Raw genomic sequence first — 15,580 nt, forward strand, 5'->3', positions numbered from 1 at the left:
CGATCGCTCAGAGCTGTTCCAGCATCGCGGCAGCACCCGAGACGGTGGCCTGGCCGGGGCTTTCCTCGACGTTCAAGGCTTTCACCACGCCGTCTTCGACCAGCATCGAATAGCGCTTGGAGCGCAGCCCGAGGCCGCCGGCGGAGAGGTCGGCTTCGAGGCCGACGGCCCTGGTGAAGGCGGCGTCCCAATCGGCGAGGAAGTGGATCTTGCCGAGGCCGCCCGAGGATTGCGCCCAGGCGCCCATCACATGCCAGTCGTTGACGGCGAGAACGGCGATGTCGTCGACGCCCCTGCCGAGAATGGTATCGCGGTTTTCGAGATAGCCCGGCAGGTGGTTCAGCGAGCAGGTGGGCGTGAAGGCGCCCGGCACGGCAAAGAGCACGACGAGCTTGCCGGCGAAAAGCTGTTCGGTGGTGATTTCGACCGGGCCGTCGGCGGTCTTTTCCTTGAAGGTGGCGGCAGGAAGCTTGTCGCCGATCGCGATGGTCATGGTTTTCTCCTCGGGTTCTGTGGGTTCGGGCTCTGCGGCGGGCGCCGCCGGGGGATGGGGCGACTATAAGTGCCGGTCAGTCAAAGGCAAGCGTGGTCTCCATCGCCCTGTCGCCATCGATAACAAGCACGTCCCAGCGCTTGCCTGAAATATCGTAATCCTTGGGCAGCCTGCCGATCATCATATCAGTCTTGAAGATGGCGCCATCGCGTTTGCCGCCGCTCTGCTTGGTGAAGGCATAACCGCTCGGACCGATGACGATGATATCAGGGGCGCCCTTCCCGTCACCCGGCAAAGCGAGGGTCAGCGACAGCGTCTTCCTGTCAGGTGAGATCGCATGCGCCGTCACCTTGAAATCATCCGAAGGCGGCTTCGGCAGCGTCGCATCAGCGGCCGCAAGGATCGCCTCTTCCTGCGGATGCGACTGCATGGCACGGCCGAGCTTCAGGCTCAAATTCGCCTGGAAGGGAATGCAGATATCCTTGCAGATGCCGATGAAGACGGCGGCGTCGATCTTCACCTCGCCTTTGCCGGCCGCCCTCATGGACAGCGGCAGCGTCACCGGCGCGTCATAGGCGATATCCTCGATCTCGCCATTGAAAAAATGCTTCGGCACGGGATAGGCAATGGCGTCGAGCGTGACGCCGCCGGCCGGCGCGATGGTGACCTGAGGCGGAATGCCGCTGTTGCCGGGTTCGCGCCAGTAGGTGATCCAGCCGGGTTTCGGCTCGATCTGCAGGCCGGCGCGAATTTTGCCGCCGGCATCCGGCGCCAGCGCCACGAGGCGCATGCGTCCACCCTCGGCCTCGGCCCAGGCGCTCATTTCCGCATGGGCCTGGCAAAGGGGCATAAGAACAGCGGCCCCTGAGACGGCCGCAATTAAAAACCTACGCGGGGCCAAGCTAATAATCATCATGGAACAACGGTTTACCGAAAGTGCTCTCCGGCCGCCAGAAGCCGCGCCCATTTAAATCTTCATTTTCGGTTGATTGATTTGTGACATTGGCCCATCTTTCTCTTGTCGGGGCCTTGGTGCGGTCTGGCAGCAGGAGGAACGATGTCCTTATCGACGCTGAAGAACAGACGGGAACGTGGCTTCTTCGATGGCCAGTTCCTCATCGCCATGCCAGGCATGGAAGACCGCAATTTTGCGCGCACTGTGATTTACATCTGCGCGCATTCGGATGCCGGCGCCATGGGCTTCGTCATCAACCGGCCGCAGAGCCTCACCTTCACCGACGTGCTCCTGCATCTCGACATGATCAAGCAGGAAGAACCGATCGTGCTGCCGCAGCGGGCGCGCGATTTCCCGATCCAGACGGGCGGCCCGGTGGAGAGCGGCCGCGGTTTCGTGCTGCATTCGGACGATTATGCCAGCGACTCCTCGATCCCGGTCAGCGACGACATCTGCCTGACGGCGACCCTCGATATCGTGCGCGCCATCTCCAAGGGCGCCGGGCCGAAGCGCGCGACCATGCTGCTCGGCTATTCCTCCTGGGCGGCCGGCCAGCTCGAAAACGAGGTCGCCAACAATGGCTGGCTCACCTGCCCGGCCAATGAGGAACTGATCTTTGACCGCAACCTCGACGACAAGTACGAGCGGGCGCTTGCCGGCATGGGCATCAACGCCGCCATGCTATCGGCCGAGGCCGGCCACGCCTGACGGTCGCGGCTCGCAAGACGGTCGCGGCTCCCTGGCGGTCGCGGGAACGAATAGCCGCCAGTGACGTTCCCTTTCCGCGCGGACGACAGGTCCGACGCCGAAGCATGGAGACATCACAGATGGGTAGCACCAGCGACAAGATTTCAGGCAAGGCAAACGAAATTGCCGGCAAGACCAAGCAGGCCGCCGGCAAGGCCACGGGCAATCGCGACATGCAGGCCGAGGGCGACGTCCAGGAAGCCAAAGGCAAGGGACAGGTCGCAACAGGCAAGGTCAAGGACAAGCTCAAAGGCGCTGTCGACCGGCTCTGAACCACCAGCTCAGCCCGGATGAACCATGCCTGCCGCGCACGCGCGCGGCGGGCATTTTTCATCCGCCCCTGCTTTGCAGAGATCAAAACGATGAAACTCTTTGCCTGCGACAATTGCGATCAGGTCGTCCACTTCGATAACCGGCACTGCGTCCGCTGCAATCACCGTCTCGGCTTCCTCCCGGGCGACCTTGCCATGCATGCGCTGGAGCCGCGCGACGAAATGGTCTGGCAGCTCGTTTCCGACCCCGACCGGCACGTGCGCTTCTGCGCCAATGCCAGCCTCGACATCTGCAACTGGCTGGTAGACGTCGAGAGCGACGGTGAATTCTGCACCGCCTGCCGCCATAATCGGCTGGTTCCGAATACCGACACCCAGGACGGCATCGATCGCTGGCGTCGCATCGGTCAGGCGCAGCGTCATCTGTTCTATTCGCTCTTGCGCTGGAAGCTGCCGCATCCCGATCGCGGCCAAGATCCGCAAGGCGGCCTGGTCTTCGATTTCCTCGAAGATTCCCTGCAGGGCAACGGCAATGTCGTGCCGGCCATGACCGGTCATGAGGAAGGCCTGATCACCATCCGCGCCGCCGAAGCCGACGACGCGACGCGCGAACAGGCGCGCAGCTCGATGAACGAGCCCTACCGCACGCTGCTTGGCCATTTCCGCCACGAGGCCGGCCATTTCATCTGGAATAAGCTGGTGCGCGACCAGAACGGCCTCGACGATTTCCGCGCCGTCTTCGGCGATGAGCGCCGGGATTATGCGGCCGCCCTGCAAAACCACTATTCCAACGGCCCGCCTCTGGGATGGCAGGATAATTTCATCAGCGCCTATGCCTCGTCGCATCCCTGGGAGGATTTCGCCGAATGTTTCGCGCATTACCTCCATATCGTCGACACGCTGGAGACGGCCCGCGCCTTCGGCATCGCCATCGATCCGCGCGGCCACGAGGAAATCGCCGGCGAGGTCGATTTTCTTCCCTATAGGGCAAAGAGCGCCGAGCAGCTCGTCAGCGCGTGGGTGCCGCTCAGCATCGCGATCAACGCCATCCAGCGCAGCATGGGTCAGCCGGATTCCTACCCCTTCGTGCTCTCTTCGCCTGTTGTGGCCAAGCTCGAATATCTGCATCGGCTGATCCAGGGGGCAGCGGCGCGGCAGCCGTGAGAGGCAAAGCCTCTCCCCGAGCTCGTCACCGAAATGAGAGAGCAGGAGGCAACCACCAGTGCAGGGGAACGCCAGATCGGCACTCTGGTTGTCGTGGCGCCCGCCATATCTCCACCCTCATTCTTGTGCTCGTCACAGGAATGAGGGAGCATGGCGAGATGCCAGCCTCCATTGCGGGCTTTGCTCTGCCCTCGAAAACAGCAAGATCCCACCATGTCCGAGACAGCAGAACTGCGTTCATGGGATGTCACCGCACATTCCGTCGTCCTCGGCCTTGAGCCGAGGATCCATGCCCAATCTGGTGGGTGTCGCGTGGATCTAGGGTCGAGCCCCAGCATGACGGGGATTGGGTTGGACCGACGGGCTCATTCAAGCCGCGAGCGAGATGATAGGAATAGGAGCGAGACGGCAAACCGCGCACCCTTAAAACGAAACCGCCTTGCCCTTCTTGAAAGGCTCCATGCCCTTGCGGGCGAGTTCGTCGGCGCGTTCGTTTTCCGGGTGGCCGGCATGCCCCTTGACCCAGTGCAGCGTTACCTTGTGGCGGTTGCGGGCTTCCTCAAGCGCCTGCCAGAGTTCGGCATTCTTCACCGGCTTCTTGTCCGATGTCTTCCAGCCGTTTTTCTTCCAGCCGAAGATCCACTTGGAGATCCCGTCCTTGACATAGGCGCTGTCGGTATAGAGGTCGACTTCGCAAGGGCTCTTCAGGGCCTGCAGCGCCGAGATCGCCGCCATTAGTTCCATGCGATTGTTGGTCGTCTCCGCCTCGCCGCCGCAAAGCTCCTTTTCCACCTCGCCGTAGCGCAGCACCGCGCCCCAGCCGCCGGGACCGGGATTGCCGGAGCATGCGCCGTCGGTGAAGATATCGACATGTTTCATAGGCTCAACCCGTATTCGGCGGCCGAACCGATCTGGCGGTGGAAGCGCAGCTTGCGCAGATATTCGAGCGGATCTTTCTTGGTGACCATGGCGCCTTCCGGCGTCATCAGCCAGTCATAGAGCCGCGTCAGGAAGAAGCGCAGCGCCGAGCCGCGCGCGAGCACCGGCAGGGCGGCGATTTCTTCACCGCTCATCGGCCTGACGCTCTGGTAACCCTCGAGCATCGCCATGCCTTTGGTGATGTTGTAGGCGCCGTCCTTCTCGAAGCACCAGGCATTCAGGCAGATCGAGACGTCATAGGCGAGCAGGTCGTTGCAGGCGAAATAGAAATCGATCAGGCCTGAGAGCTCATCACCCAAAAAGAAGACGTTGTCGGGGAAGAGGTCGGCATGGATGACGCCAGACGGCAGGTTCTTCGGCCAGACGGAGGCGAGAAAATCGAGCTCGTTGCGGATCTCGCCCTGCAGGCCGGGCTCGACCTCATCGGCACGCGCCTCGGATTTCTCCCAGAGCCCCCGCCAGCCGTCGATCGACAGCGCGTTGGGGCGCTTCAGATCGAAGCCCTCGCCCGCCACATGCATCTCGGCCAGCGCCTTGCCGACCTCGCGGCAATGCTTCGCCTCCGGCTTCCTCAGCCACATCCCTTCGAGGAAGGAAATCAGCGCGGCCGGGCGGCCGGAGAGCGAACCGAGCAGCGCGCCGTCGCGGCGCGGCAACGGCAGCGGGCAGGAGAGGCCGCGGGCCGAAAGATGCTGCATCAAGCCGAGGAAGAACGGCAGGTCGCGCTTTTCCACGCGCTTCTCATAAAGCGTCAGGATCAGCGGGGCCTTGGAAGTATGCAGCAGGAAATTGGAGTTTTCGACGCCTTCGGCAATGCCCTTATAGGAGAGCAGCGTGCCTGCATCATATTCCGTCAGGAACCATTTCAGATCGTCTTCGGCGATATCGGTGTAGACTGCCAAGTGAGGTCTCGTCTCTGTATTGTGGATGGTAGATGACCGGGACGCGGGTGGCGGCCTAGCCGTTGACGAAGGCCATGTCGGCCGCCGTCAGCTCGATGCTGCGCAATTCGCGATTGACCAGGAAGTTTTCGGTTTCCTGCACCGTCTCGGCCAGCTCGACGCGGGCATCGAAGCGGGCGCGGAAGGCTTCGATGATCTCGTTGACGATCACCTCAGGCGCCGAGGCGCCGGCGGAAAGGCCGAGCGTCGAAATCGCGCCGATTTCCTCCCAGTCGAGCTCGGCGGCGCGCTGCACCAGGATCGATTTCTTCGCCCCTGCCCTCAGCGCCACTTCGACGAGGCGCTTGGAATTGGACGAATTCGGCGCACCGACGATGATGAAGAGATCGCAGCCGGGGGCTGCCTGCTTCACCACTTCCTGGCGGTTGGTCGTGGCGTAACAGATCGAGTCCGCCGCCGGCGCAGTCAAATTCGGGAAGCGCTCCTGCAGGCGGGCAATGACGCCGGCCGTATCATCGACCGACAGCGTCGTCTGGGTGACATAGCCGAGATTGTCGGGATCGGCGGGGGCGTAGGCGTCGGCATCCTCGATGGTCTCGATCAGCGAAACCGCGCCTTCCGGCAACTGCCCCATCGTGCCGATCACTTCGGGGTGGCCGGCGTGGCCGATGAGGACGACATGGCGGCCAAGGCGATTGTGGCGCATCGCCTGCTTGTGGACCTTGGAAACCAGCGGACAGGTGGCGTCGAGATAGAAGAGATTGCGGCTCACCGCATCCTCCGGCACCGATTTCGGCACGCCATGGGCGGAGAAGACCACCGGCTGGGCGCGATGCTCGGCCGGGATCTCGTCCAGTTCCTCGACGAAGACGGCGCCCTTTGCCTCCAGTCCTTCGACGACATAACGATTGTGGACGATCTCGTGGCGCACATAGACCGGCGCGCCATAGGATTTCAGCGCCAGCACGACGATCTGGATGGCGCGGTCGACTCCGGCGCAAAAGCCGCGAGGGCCGCAGAGCCTGATCGTCAAGGGAGGTTTCGCCGCAATATTCATGTCCGTTCCGTCAAAATTCCATCCAGCGTGGGAGTAAGGGACCTCTAGCCCAATATGGCCGGGAATTGAAGCGATACTATTGCCGCGGCGCCTTGCCGGGTTTTCGGAACCAGGAGATCGCCACCACGGCGACGAGCACGGCGGCAAGTCCGTACCAGGTCAGGGCATATTGCAGATGATCGTTCGGCAGATCGACCTGGGTGACGCCGCCGATCGGCAGGCCGGCCGGGTTGGGCGTGGAATCGGCATCGACGAAGAACGGGATGACGCGCGCCTTCTCCAGACCGACGCTCTCGGCCATGACGTCGAGATCCTTCCAGTAGAAGATGTTCTTGCGGACGTCGTTGTCAGGCACCAGCCAGGAGGGCTTGCCGGCAAGTTTGGCGCGCGCCAGGCCCGTGACCGTCTGCTGATCCGTCAGCTGGCCCTGCACGCGCATTTCGGGCTCCTTGTCCTCATAGGGAACGAAGCCGCGGTTGACGAAGAGGATGCGCCCGTCGGCAAGCTCGAGCGGGGTATATACGTAAAAGCCGGTCTGGCCGCGCCAGGTGGCGAAGAAGTGCCGTTCCTTGTTGTTGATATAGCGGCCGGTGGCAGTGACCTTACGGTATTCGATATCGCCGCCGGAGGCCGCCAGTACCTCGATGTCGGCGAGCGGCACCGGCGCGGCAGCCTGGCGCGCGGCGATATCGGCGAGCAGGCCTTGCTTCCAGTGGAGGCGCTGCAGCTGCCAGGTGCCGAGCGACAGCAGGATGGCCAGCGCAATCAGCACCAAAATGCCGGTTATCACAGGCAGCCGGCGGCGCGGGGCGGCGCGATCGATGTCAGTCACTCAGACGTCCTTCGCGGGCATTGTGGCGGTACTGCATGGCAATCAGGATGCCCTTGAACCAGCGCAGCGTCAGAAGCGACAGGATGATCGTCAGCGGCCCGAAGATGAGGATATGCACCCAGATCGGCGGCCCGTAATTGACCTGCAGCCACAGAACCATGCCGATGATGATGAAGCCGACGATCAGGATGACGAAGACGGCGGGACCGTCACCGGAATCGGCGAAGGAATAGTCGAGGCCGCAGGAGGCGCAGCGCGGCTGCAGGCCCAGCAGGCCATTGAAAAGTTTGCCATGGCCGCAGCGAGGGCAGCAGCCCTTGATACCGGTTTTTACCGGATCTAGAGGGGGAAATTGCGCGCTGTCGTCGCTCATGCTGCTCCTCTGTACGGCCACTTGCGGCCGCGGCATTTTCGATGCTGCCTTAACTCTCCCATAAAGTATTCGCATCCCGAATGGAAATGCCTGCGCGGTTTCGCCGCTGCATAATTCCTCCGATCGGAATCGATGTGAGGAATGATGCAGCAATTCAAGGCGTTACGGCGTCCTTTGCGTGTCTGAGAAGACACGCGGCGCTGTAATGATTCGCGCCAAACAGAAGAAGAAGACTGATGACCAATGACAGCCATGCCGGACAGATCATCATCCTGAACGGGGCGCCGAGAAGCGGCAAATCCAGCATTGCGCGCGCGATTCAGGACGAATTCGAAGGTCCGTGGATCAACCTCGGCGTCGACGCCTACAACAACATGACGCCGAAGCGCTACCTGCCCGGCATTGGCCTGAGGCCCGGCGGCGAGCGCCCGGATCTCGAGGCGCTCGTGCCGTTCCTCTACGCAGCCCTTTACGAATCGATCGCCATTCATGCCGGCCTGGGGCTCAATGTGGTGGCCGATCTCGGCCATCACGACAGCTACTCGCAGCCGCTCGGCATTCTCGCCGATTGCGCCCGGCGGCTGGAGGGATATCCCGTGCTGTTCGTCGGCGTGCGCTGTCCGATCGAGAGCATCGTGCAGCGGCGCGAGATCAAGCAAGAGGGGCGCGAGACACTTTATGCAAGAGCATCCGAAGACGTGCCGGTCCCAGAACCGGTGCAGCGCTGGCAGGATGAGGTGCATCGGCCTGGCATCTACGATATGGAGGTCGATACGTCGGTGCTGACGGCACCGGAATGCGCCGAAGCGATCCGCCACCAACTCGACCTCGGCATACCCGCCCCCTCGGCCTTCGAACGGATCGCTGGCGGACGTTGATGGCGATAAATCGTCAACAGCTGTAGGAGGCGTTTGACAATCAAGGTCGCATTGCCTCCCGCAGCACTTCTATGGTCTCAATGACAGATCGCCCTTCAACCTGGGGCGGCTTCGCGCGCTCGCAAAACTCGCGCCAGACAAACAACGTTAGTTCCGCGCCGTCCGTCGGGGTTTCCCCCCGACCGTCAGCAAAATTCTGCAGCACGCGATAGCGGCTGTCTTTCCAGAACAGTTCCTCCACCCAATCATAGATCGGGATGATATGAAAATGGATGGGATAGCCGGGAGAATGTCCATATCGGCCGATATAAACGCGCTGCGCTCCAAATTTCCGCTTCAGTAGGTCCTGAGCTGTCGCCAGCAACGGACCAAGCTCTTTCAATGCGGCCTCGGACAAATCGGAAAGATCGTTCGTATCCGTCTTGGAGCTGATCATGAGATAGCCGGGAAGAGCGGAATTCATCCGATGGTTCACCAACCATCCATCCGTCTCGGCAATATGAAAACGATCGGGGATCTGCAAATTGCCTACTCCTCTGCGAATTCGGGAATTCTAGGGATGGAGCATTCTTGATCTCTTCCGGATCATGCAAATGCTTTGTCGATGCCCAAGCATGGGATGAGTGTCCGCCTCTTACCAATCGCACGTCCCACTCTCCATTAGGCTCAGGTTTGACCGACTTGACCCGAGCATCGACGCCGAGTTCGGCGGCAAATGCCACTATTATCGCTTCCAGGCGCGAAGCTGGGGCCGAAAGCTAAGAGACCATCGACATCTCTGCCATTTGCCGACGACGATGCGCCCCGCCCATCCGGGTAATATCAATGTGATCAATCGCGGCGTAGTGTTCCATTTGGCTTTGAGAGGAGGATGCTATGCCTACCATATTGGCCTACCACGACGTCAAGGACGTCAAGCATTGGCTCACTTCACCGCGCCGCAAAGAGGTCTTCGAGCCCCTCGGCTGCACAAACATTCGTACATTTGTCGATCCACAGGCGTCCAATCGCGTTGGCCTCGTCATGGACGTTCCCGACATGGGCCGCCTGGAGGAATTTATGAAGTCCAAGCAAGCGGCGGATGCTATGGATTATGACGGAGTGTTGCCGGAGACCTTGGTGATTCTCACTCAATCGTAGCGGGACGTCAGGGGCCGCGCCGTGGATTAAGCCCTGCGATCACGGTGCGTGGAGCCAAAAACAGAAAAGGCGGACCCGAGGCCCGCCTTTCGCTTGAACATCGCTCCCGATCAGCCTGCTGCCACCGGAGCGCCCCAGCCGCCCCAGACGTAGATGCAGAAGAACAGGAACAGCCAGACGACGTCGACGAAGTGCCAGTACCAGGCGGCTGCCTCGAAGCCGAAATGCTGCTTCGGGGTGAAGTCGCCGCGCAGCGCGCGCAGCAGGCAGACCAGCAGGAAGATCGTGCCGACGAGGACGTGGAAACCGTGGAAGCCGGTCGCCATGAAGAAGGTCGCGCCGTAGATCGAATTCTTGAAGTCGAACGGAGCGTGGGCATATTCGTAAGCCTGCACGCAGGAGAACAGAATGCCGAGCAGCACGGTCAGCGTCAGGCCCTGAACGAGGCCCTTGCGATCATTGTGCAGCAGCGCATGGTGCGCCCAGGTGACCGTCGTGCCGGAGAGCAGCAGGATAACGGTGTTGTAGATCGGCAGGTGCCAGGGATCGAGGACTTCGATGCCCTTCGGCGGCCAGACGCCGCCGGTATAGGCCATGCGCGAGGCCTGGATCGCCTCGTTCGGAAACAGGCTAGCGTCGAAATAGGCCCAGAACCAGGCGACGAAGAACATCACTTCCGAGGCGATGAACATGATCATGCCGTAACGCAGGTGCAGCGAGACGACGCGGGTGTGAGAGCCCTCATGGGCTTCCTTCACCGTATCGGCCCACCAGCCATACATGACGTAGAGAACCAGCACGAGGCCGATGTAGAAGAGCCAGGGATTGGCGAGTTCGGCGCCGGCGACCTTGAAGGAACCGCCGTTCAGGTAACGCATGTAGCAGACGCCGCCGATCGCCATGATGAAGGCGCCGAGCGAGGCGAGAATCGGCCACGGGCTCGGATCGATGATGTGGTAGTCGTGGTTCTTCTGATGCGCATCGGCCATGTGGCTATCCCCGGATGTCTTCCTCACTTCGCCCCCGGCATAGCCGGAAACGAGCCTTGATCAAAGTTTCTTTTCAATCTTTACCGCTCCACCCTCATTCGAAGCGACAGGCTTCGGACCCTCTTTCGGGTAGAACGTATATGACAGCGTCACCGTGTGGATATCCTTCGATTCCACCGCCTTGACGATTTCAGGGTCGATATAGAACACGACCGGCATTTCCAGCTTCTCGCCCGGCTTCAGGTCCGTTTCCGTAAAGCAGAAGCATTGAACCTTGTTGAAATAGGCGCCCGCTTCGCCCGGCGTGACGTTGAATACCGCCTGGCCGCGCTGGGTTTCGTTCGACCGGTTCTCGGCGACGAAATTGACCTGGATGGTTTCGCCAATCTTCGGATTGACCTCGCGCTCGACCGGCTTGAAATCCCATTGCAGGCCGGGGGCGACATTGGCGTCGAAGGTGACGCGCATCTTGCGGTCGAGAACAACGCTCGACATCTGCTCGACGCGCTGGGTCGTGCCGTTATAGCCGGTCACCTGGCAGAAGATGCGGTAGAGCGGCACGGCGGCATAGCTCATTGCGCCCATGCCGAAGACGAAGCTCAGGCACATCAACACGACGGCGCCGTTGTTACGGCCCTGCTTCCTTGGTGCGGCGGCTCCTTCGCTCATCCGGCCATTCCCCCGCCAATCTTGACGATCGTGATCGTATAGAACAGGACGACCAGGCCGGCGAGCACCAGCCCGAGGGCGATGTTGCGGTTACGGCGCGACTTCATCTGCTTTTCGGTGAGCTTGACGAGATCCATCAGAACGAGGCTCCTGCTTGCGAGACCAGCATGGCGGCCAGCCGGTCGATCATCAAAGCGGAAAAGACGGCAAAGAGATAGAAGATCGAGAAGGCGAAGAGCTTCTTTGCCGGGATCATCTTGAGATCGCCGTCCGGCATGCGCCAGACGGCGATGGAACAGGTGATGAAGATCGCGCCGAGGGCGGCAGCGACGAGGCCGTAGCCGAAGCTTGCGAAACCGAGGAAGGACGGCAGGACCGCGCAGATGGCGGTCAGCACCGCATAGGCGACGATCTGATGCTTGGTCATCCGCTCGCCGGCGACGTTCGGCAGCATCGGCACGCCGACGGCCTCGTAATCACGCATCTTGAAGAGGGCAAGGGCCCAGAAATGCGCCGGCGTCCACAGGAAGATGATCAGGAAGAGAACGGTGCTCTCGATCGTCACCGAATTCGTCACGCAAGCCCAGCCGATCATCGGCGGAAAGGCGCCGGCGGCACCGCCGATGACGATGTTCTGCGGCGTCGAGCGCTTCAGCCACATGGTATAGATGACGGCGTAGAAGAAGATGGTGAAGGCGAGAATGCCGGCCGAGAGCCAGTTGACGGCAAGGCCGAGAATGACGACCGAAAAGCCCGACAGCACCAGACCGAAGGCGAGCGCTTCCGACGGGGCGACGCGGCCGGCCGGGATCGGGCGCTTGGCCGTGCGGCTCATGACGGCGTCGATATCGGCGTCGTACCACATGTTCAGCGCGCCCGAGGCGCCGGCGCCGACGGCGATGCAAAGGATGGCGATCAGGCCGAGGACGGGGTTGATATGACCCGGCGCCAGCACCAGGCCGGCAAAGGCGGTGAAGACCACGAGCGACATGACCCGTGGCTTCAAGAGCTCGAAATAATCGCGCGCGCTCGCTTCCGACATTTCGCCGTCCTCTGCAAGCGCCTCGTGATTGTCGATAACCGTCATCATTCCGTCCTGAATTTACTTATGCCGGACGCCGTATCGAATGCGGCGTCCGGTTTTCCGCGCGCTTTACTTGATGCGCGGCAGCTGTTCCCACTGGTGATAGGGCGGCGGCGAAGGCAGCTGCCATTCCAGCGTCGTCGCACCCTCGCCCCACGGATTTTCGCCGGCGATGCGCTTCTTGGCGAAGGCTTCGAAGACCGAGAAGAGGAAGATCAGGACGCCGAAGGCCGAGATGTAGGAGCCGATCGAGGACACATAGTTCCAGCCGGCAAAAGCATCCGGATAATCGATGTAGCGGCGTGGCATGCCGGCGAGACCGAGGAAGTGCTGCGGGAAGAACACCAGGTTGACGCCGATGAACATGACCCAGAAATGCAGCTTGCCGAGGAACTCGTTGTACATGTAGCCGGTCATCTTCGGGAACCAGTAGTACCAGCCGGCAAAGATCGCGAAGACGGCGCCGAGCGAGAGAACGTAGTGGAAGTGAGCCACGACGTAATAGGTGTCATGCAGCGAACGGTCGAGACCGGCATTGGCAAGCTGGACGCCGGTAACGCCGCCGACCGTGAACAGGAAGATGAAGCCGATCGCCCAGATCATCGGGGTGCGGAACGAGATCGAGCCGCCCCACATCGTCGCGATCCAGGAGAAGATCTTCACGCCCGTCGGAACGGCGATGACCATCGTCGCGAAGACGAAGTAGCGCTGCGCATCGAGCGACAGACCGACCGTATACATATGGTGCGCCCAGACGACGAAGCCGACGGCGCCGATCGCGACCATGGCGTAAGCCATGCCGAGATAACCGAATATCGGCTTCTTCGAGAAGGTCGAGATGATGTGGCTGATCATGCCGAAGCCGGGCAGGATGAGGATGTAGACCTCGGGGTGACCGAAGAACCAGAACAGGTGCTGGTAGAGGATCGGGTCGCCGCCGCCTTCCGGTGAGAAGAACGAGGTGCCGAAATTGCGGTCGGTCAGCAGCATGGTGATGCCGCCTGCCAGAACCGGCAGCGACAGCAAGAGCAGGAAGGCGGTGATCAGCACAGACCAGGCGAAGAGCGGCATCTTGTGCAGCGTCATGCCCGGGGCGCGCATGTTGAGGATCGTTGTGATGAAGTTGATCGCGCCGAGGATCGACGAGGCGCCGGCGATATGCAGCGCGAAGATCGCCAGGTCGACCGCCGGTCCGGGCGTGCCGCTCGTTGCCAGCGGCGGATACATCGTCCAGCCGCCGCCGGTGCCGTAAGCGCCTGCCGGGCCCTCGACGAACATCGACAGCAAGAGCAGCGCGAAGGCCGGAACGATCAGCCAGAAGGAGATGTTGTTCAGGCGCGGGAAGGCCATGTCGGGGGCGCCGATCATGATCGGCACCATCCAGTTCGCAAAACCGCCGATCATCGCCGGCATGACCATGAAGAAGATCATGATCAGCGCGTGCGCCGTCGTGAACATGTTGAACATCTGCTTGGCGCCGTCAATCGCGGCATCGCCCTCATAGCCGTAGACCATCGAGGCCAGGCCGTGGAAGATCTGGATGCCCGGCTCCTGCAGCTCCATGCGCATGGCCACCGACAGCGCGCCGCCGATGATGCCGGCGATGATCGCGAAGATCAGGTAGAGCGTACCGATGTCCTTGTGGTTGGTCGAGAACAGCCAGCGATTGATAAAGCTCGGCTTGTGCCCGTGATCATGGTGATCGTGATCATCATGCGCATGGTCGTGGTGGGCATGAGAATGATCGTCGTGAGCGGAAGGTCCAGCCATTGTCCCGATCCCCTTTAATTACTGTGCTTCGGCAACGTCGACGGTCTTTGCGGGACCATCGGTTGCGGCCATGAGTGTCTTGTAGGCGCCGGGCAGGTCGCTGGCGGCCGTGGTCAGCCACTGCTTGTACTTGTCCTCGGAGACGACGCGGATGGCGATCGGCATGAACGCATGGTCCTTGCCGCAGAGCTCGGAACACTGGCCATAGAACAGGCCTTCGCGCTCGGCCCTGAACCAGGTCTCGTTCAGGCGGCCCGGCACGGCGTCGATCTTGATGCCGAAGGACGGCATGGCGAAAGCGTGGATGACGTCGGTCGGTGCCGCGGTCACGAGAACGCGCACCGTCTTGTTGACCGGCAGCACCAGCTCGTTGTCGACGGCGAGCAGTCTCGGATAGACCGACTTGTCTTCCTTGCCGGCGGCCGCGCGATCCTGATCCTTCAAGAGGTAGGAATCGAAGGCGAGCGGGCTGTCGCCCGAACCTTCATATTCATAGTTCCACTGCCACTGGGTGGCGGTCGCCTTGATCGTCACGTCAGGATTTTCGGGCAGCGTCAGCTGGGCTGTCAGAAGGTTGAAGGAGGGAATGGCGAGGAAGAGCAGCACCAGGACCGGCCCCACGGTCCAGATGACCTCGATCAGCGTATTGTGGCTCGTGCGCGACGGAACCGGGTTAGCGCTGGCGCGGAACTTGAAGCAGACGACGATGAGCAGGATCAGGACGAAGAGCGTGATCGGAACGATAAACCACAGGGTATATTGTTCGAACCAATGAATTTCCCGCATGATCGGCGTCGCCGCCGGCTGCAGCGTCGCCTGCCACGGCGTCGGCTGGTCGGCATATGTGCCGGAAGCAAAAAGCAGACAGACCAGCGTGGTCAGGGCTGCGTAAGCCTTCTTCATCACCTTATTATCTCCCTCGAGCGCTTGACCTGCTAAATCGAACGCAGAATCCTTGCCATCTTCAGCGCTTCAAACCACAGTTTGGCATTTGCCGCAACAGGCAGGAGCAATTGTCTATGCGGCATTTTTGCTTAAAGCACAGGCAGGCCGAACGGCAAAACATCCCAAGTTTTTCATCGGCATATGAAAAATGCCCTTTCCGGCCGATCCGCCCGCCGTACATTATATGACAAAGGTCCAATTTCTGCCGCAGTCCCCCGGTTTTCACGGGGTGGGGCTTTTCATTTCCGGTGGGCAGCTTCAACAATAGCCGCAATGATTCGATATCCAGAGGTTTCCATGGGTTTCCGTTCCCTCGCGCGGTCGCTTCTCGTGACTGCAAGCATCGCGGCCGCAGCGACGACGCCCGTCTT

Annotated in this window: 19 protein-coding genes and 1 pseudogene; 6 read left to right on the forward strand and 14 right to left on the reverse strand. The window is 61.3% G+C overall.

Features of this window, described 5'->3' with window-relative positions; translation table 11 throughout:
- Positions 1 to 7 precede the first annotated feature (7 nt).
- Both AC13QO_RS24925 and AC13QO_RS24930 read right to left on the reverse strand, forming a co-directional pair.
- Positions 8 to 493, reverse strand: a complete 486-nt coding sequence (locus AC13QO_RS24925; RefSeq protein ID WP_488542169.1) for a redoxin family protein — start codon at positions 491 to 493, stop codon at positions 8 to 10.
- Between the two features lie 76 nt (positions 494 to 569).
- Positions 570 to 1,409 (reverse strand): protein-disulfide reductase DsbD domain-containing protein, encoded by an 840-nt coding sequence (locus AC13QO_RS24930; RefSeq protein ID WP_488542170.1) that lies wholly within the window; start codon positions 1,407 to 1,409, stop codon positions 570 to 572.
- A 141-nt stretch (positions 1,410 to 1,550) separates the two neighbouring features.
- On the opposite strand from AC13QO_RS24930, the gene AC13QO_RS24935 reads away from it, so the two are divergent.
- The 3 genes from AC13QO_RS24935 (at position 1,551) to AC13QO_RS24945 (ending at position 3,631) form a co-directional block, all read left to right on the forward strand.
- The gene (locus tag AC13QO_RS24935) at positions 1,551 to 2,156 is read left to right on the forward strand and encodes a YqgE/AlgH family protein (protein ID WP_011424313.1); all 606 of its coding nucleotides are present in this window, start codon (positions 1,551 to 1,553) and stop codon (positions 2,154 to 2,156) included.
- Between the two features lie 119 nt (positions 2,157 to 2,275).
- The gene (locus AC13QO_RS24940; protein ID WP_064800933.1) at positions 2,276 to 2,467 is read left to right on the forward strand and encodes a CsbD family protein; all 192 of its coding nucleotides are present in this window, start codon (positions 2,276 to 2,278) and stop codon (positions 2,465 to 2,467) included.
- A 90-nt stretch (positions 2,468 to 2,557) separates the two neighbouring features.
- On the forward strand, positions 2,558 to 3,631 hold the full coding sequence (locus AC13QO_RS24945; protein ID WP_488542171.1) for a zinc-binding metallopeptidase family protein: 1,074 nt from the start codon (positions 2,558 to 2,560) through the stop codon (positions 3,629 to 3,631).
- A gap of 423 nt (positions 3,632 to 4,054) precedes the next feature.
- Here AC13QO_RS24945 and rnhA read toward each other — a convergent pair whose 3' ends face one another.
- From rnhA to AC13QO_RS24970, 5 genes are all read right to left on the reverse strand, one after another.
- A complete protein-coding gene (rnhA, locus tag AC13QO_RS24950; protein WP_183705263.1) occupies positions 4,055 to 4,510 on the reverse strand; it encodes a ribonuclease HI in 456 nt (151 codons plus the stop codon).
- Positions 4,507 to 5,472 (reverse strand): homoserine kinase, encoded by a 966-nt coding sequence (locus AC13QO_RS24955; RefSeq protein ID WP_488542172.1) that lies wholly within the window; start codon positions 5,470 to 5,472, stop codon positions 4,507 to 4,509. Before AC13QO_RS24955 ends, rnhA begins: the two co-directional genes overlap by 4 nt.
- Before the next feature lie 55 nt (positions 5,473 to 5,527).
- Entirely contained in the window at positions 5,528 to 6,529 is a 1,002-nt protein-coding gene (gene ispH, locus AC13QO_RS24960; protein WP_097597698.1) for a 4-hydroxy-3-methylbut-2-enyl diphosphate reductase, read from the reverse strand.
- A gap of 76 nt (positions 6,530 to 6,605) precedes the next feature.
- The gene (locus AC13QO_RS24965; protein WP_488542173.1) at positions 6,606 to 7,361 is read right to left on the reverse strand and encodes an SURF1 family protein; all 756 of its coding nucleotides are present in this window, start codon (positions 7,359 to 7,361) and stop codon (positions 6,606 to 6,608) included.
- The gene (locus AC13QO_RS24970) at positions 7,354 to 7,734 is read right to left on the reverse strand and encodes a DUF983 domain-containing protein (RefSeq protein ID WP_085777212.1); all 381 of its coding nucleotides are present in this window, start codon (positions 7,732 to 7,734) and stop codon (positions 7,354 to 7,356) included. The genes AC13QO_RS24965 and AC13QO_RS24970 overlap by 8 nt, the downstream gene beginning before the upstream one ends.
- Positions 7,735 to 7,970: 236 nt before the next feature.
- Between AC13QO_RS24970 and AC13QO_RS24975 the strand changes: the two genes are divergently transcribed.
- Positions 7,971 to 8,612, forward strand: coding sequence for a chloramphenicol phosphotransferase CPT family protein (locus AC13QO_RS24975; RefSeq protein ID WP_488542174.1), 642 nt, complete (start codon positions 7,971 to 7,973; stop codon positions 8,610 to 8,612).
- A 40-nt stretch (positions 8,613 to 8,652) separates the two neighbouring features.
- Here AC13QO_RS24975 and AC13QO_RS24980 read toward each other — a convergent pair whose 3' ends face one another.
- Positions 8,653 to 9,135, reverse strand: coding sequence for an HIT family protein (locus tag AC13QO_RS24980; protein ID WP_085777210.1), 483 nt, complete (start codon positions 9,133 to 9,135; stop codon positions 8,653 to 8,655).
- Positions 9,136 to 9,488: 353 nt separating this feature from the next.
- Here AC13QO_RS24980 and AC13QO_RS24985 point away from each other — a divergent pair, with 353 nt between their 5' ends.
- Entirely contained in the window at positions 9,489 to 9,752 is a 264-nt protein-coding gene (locus tag AC13QO_RS24985) for a hypothetical protein (protein ID WP_085777209.1), read from the forward strand.
- Positions 9,753 to 9,862: 110 nt separating this feature from the next.
- On the opposite strand, the gene AC13QO_RS24990 is transcribed toward AC13QO_RS24985, so the two are convergent.
- The 6 genes from AC13QO_RS24990 to coxB all read right to left on the reverse strand — a co-directional run bounded on the left by AC13QO_RS24990 (position 9,863) and on the right by coxB (position 15,167).
- Positions 9,863 to 10,741: a cytochrome c oxidase subunit 3 gene (locus tag AC13QO_RS24990; protein WP_085777208.1), complete on the reverse strand. Its 879-nt coding sequence runs from the start codon at positions 10,739 to 10,741 to the stop codon at positions 9,863 to 9,865.
- Positions 10,742 to 10,801: 60 nt separating this feature from the next.
- The gene (locus tag AC13QO_RS24995; RefSeq protein ID WP_488542175.1) at positions 10,802 to 11,410 is read right to left on the reverse strand and encodes a cytochrome c oxidase assembly protein; all 609 of its coding nucleotides are present in this window, start codon (positions 11,408 to 11,410) and stop codon (positions 10,802 to 10,804) included.
- Positions 11,407 to 11,547, reverse strand: coding sequence for a hypothetical protein (locus AC13QO_RS25000; RefSeq protein ID WP_488542176.1), 141 nt, complete (start codon positions 11,545 to 11,547; stop codon positions 11,407 to 11,409). The genes AC13QO_RS24995 and AC13QO_RS25000 overlap by 4 nt, the downstream gene beginning before the upstream one ends.
- Positions 11,547 to 12,497 carry a heme o synthase gene (locus tag AC13QO_RS25005; RefSeq protein ID WP_488542177.1) on the reverse strand — a complete coding sequence of 317 codons (951 nt, stop codon included), beginning with the start codon at positions 12,495 to 12,497 and terminating at the stop codon, positions 11,547 to 11,549. The genes AC13QO_RS25000 and AC13QO_RS25005 overlap by 1 nt, the downstream gene beginning before the upstream one ends.
- Before the next feature lie 66 nt (positions 12,498 to 12,563).
- Positions 12,564 to 14,264, reverse strand: coding sequence for a cytochrome c oxidase subunit I (gene ctaD / locus AC13QO_RS25010; RefSeq protein WP_488542178.1), 1,701 nt, complete (start codon positions 14,262 to 14,264; stop codon positions 12,564 to 12,566).
- 18 nt (positions 14,265 to 14,282) lie between these two features.
- A complete protein-coding gene (gene coxB, locus AC13QO_RS25015; protein ID WP_183705249.1) occupies positions 14,283 to 15,167 on the reverse strand; it encodes a cytochrome c oxidase subunit II in 885 nt (294 codons plus the stop codon).
- 183 nt (positions 15,168 to 15,350) lie between these two features.
- On the opposite strand from coxB, the pseudogene AC13QO_RS25020 reads away from it, so the two are divergent.
- Positions 15,351 to 15,580 (forward strand): annotated as a pseudogene (locus AC13QO_RS25020) (invasion associated locus B family protein); the annotation flags it as partial.

This window comes from Rhizobium sp. CNPSo 3670 (assembly GCF_057784555.1).

Coding starts and splice junctions, on each gene's coding strand:
- AC13QO_RS24990 (WP_085777208.1), bottom strand. CDS start 10,741: ATGGCCGATGCGCATCAGAAGAACCACGACTACCACATCATCGATCCG.
- AC13QO_RS25000 (WP_488542176.1), bottom strand. CDS start 11,547: ATGGATCTCGTCAAGCTCACCGAAAAGCAGATGAAGTCGCGCCGTAAC.
- coxB (WP_183705249.1), bottom strand. CDS start 15,167: ATGAAGAAGGCTTACGCAGCCCTGACCACGCTGGTCTGTCTGCTTTTT.
- AC13QO_RS24970 (WP_085777212.1), bottom strand. CDS start 7,734: ATGAGCGACGACAGCGCGCAATTTCCCCCTCTAGATCCGGTAAAAACC.
- AC13QO_RS24985 (WP_085777209.1), top strand. CDS start 9,489: ATGCCTACCATATTGGCCTACCACGACGTCAAGGACGTCAAGCATTGG.
- ctaD (WP_488542178.1), bottom strand. CDS start 14,264: ATGGCTGGACCTTCCGCTCACGACGATCATTCTCATGCCCACCACGAC.
- AC13QO_RS24995 (WP_488542175.1), bottom strand. CDS start 11,410: ATGAGCGAAGGAGCCGCCGCACCAAGGAAGCAGGGCCGTAACAACGGC.
- AC13QO_RS24945 (WP_488542171.1), top strand. CDS start 2,558: ATGAAACTCTTTGCCTGCGACAATTGCGATCAGGTCGTCCACTTCGAT.
- rnhA (WP_183705263.1), bottom strand. CDS start 4,510: ATGAAACATGTCGATATCTTCACCGACGGCGCATGCTCCGGCAATCCC.
- AC13QO_RS24940 (WP_064800933.1), top strand. CDS start 2,276: ATGGGTAGCACCAGCGACAAGATTTCAGGCAAGGCAAACGAAATTGCC.
- AC13QO_RS25005 (WP_488542177.1), bottom strand. CDS start 12,497: ATGACGGTTATCGACAATCACGAGGCGCTTGCAGAGGACGGCGAAATG.
- AC13QO_RS24975 (WP_488542174.1), top strand. CDS start 7,971: ATGACCAATGACAGCCATGCCGGACAGATCATCATCCTGAACGGGGCG.
- AC13QO_RS24935 (WP_011424313.1), top strand. CDS start 1,551: ATGTCCTTATCGACGCTGAAGAACAGACGGGAACGTGGCTTCTTCGAT.
- AC13QO_RS24930 (WP_488542170.1), bottom strand. CDS start 1,409: ATGATGATTATTAGCTTGGCCCCGCGTAGGTTTTTAATTGCGGCCGTC.
- ispH (WP_097597698.1), bottom strand. CDS start 6,529: ATGAATATTGCGGCGAAACCTCCCTTGACGATCAGGCTCTGCGGCCCT.
- AC13QO_RS24925 (WP_488542169.1), bottom strand. CDS start 493: ATGACCATCGCGATCGGCGACAAGCTTCCTGCCGCCACCTTCAAGGAA.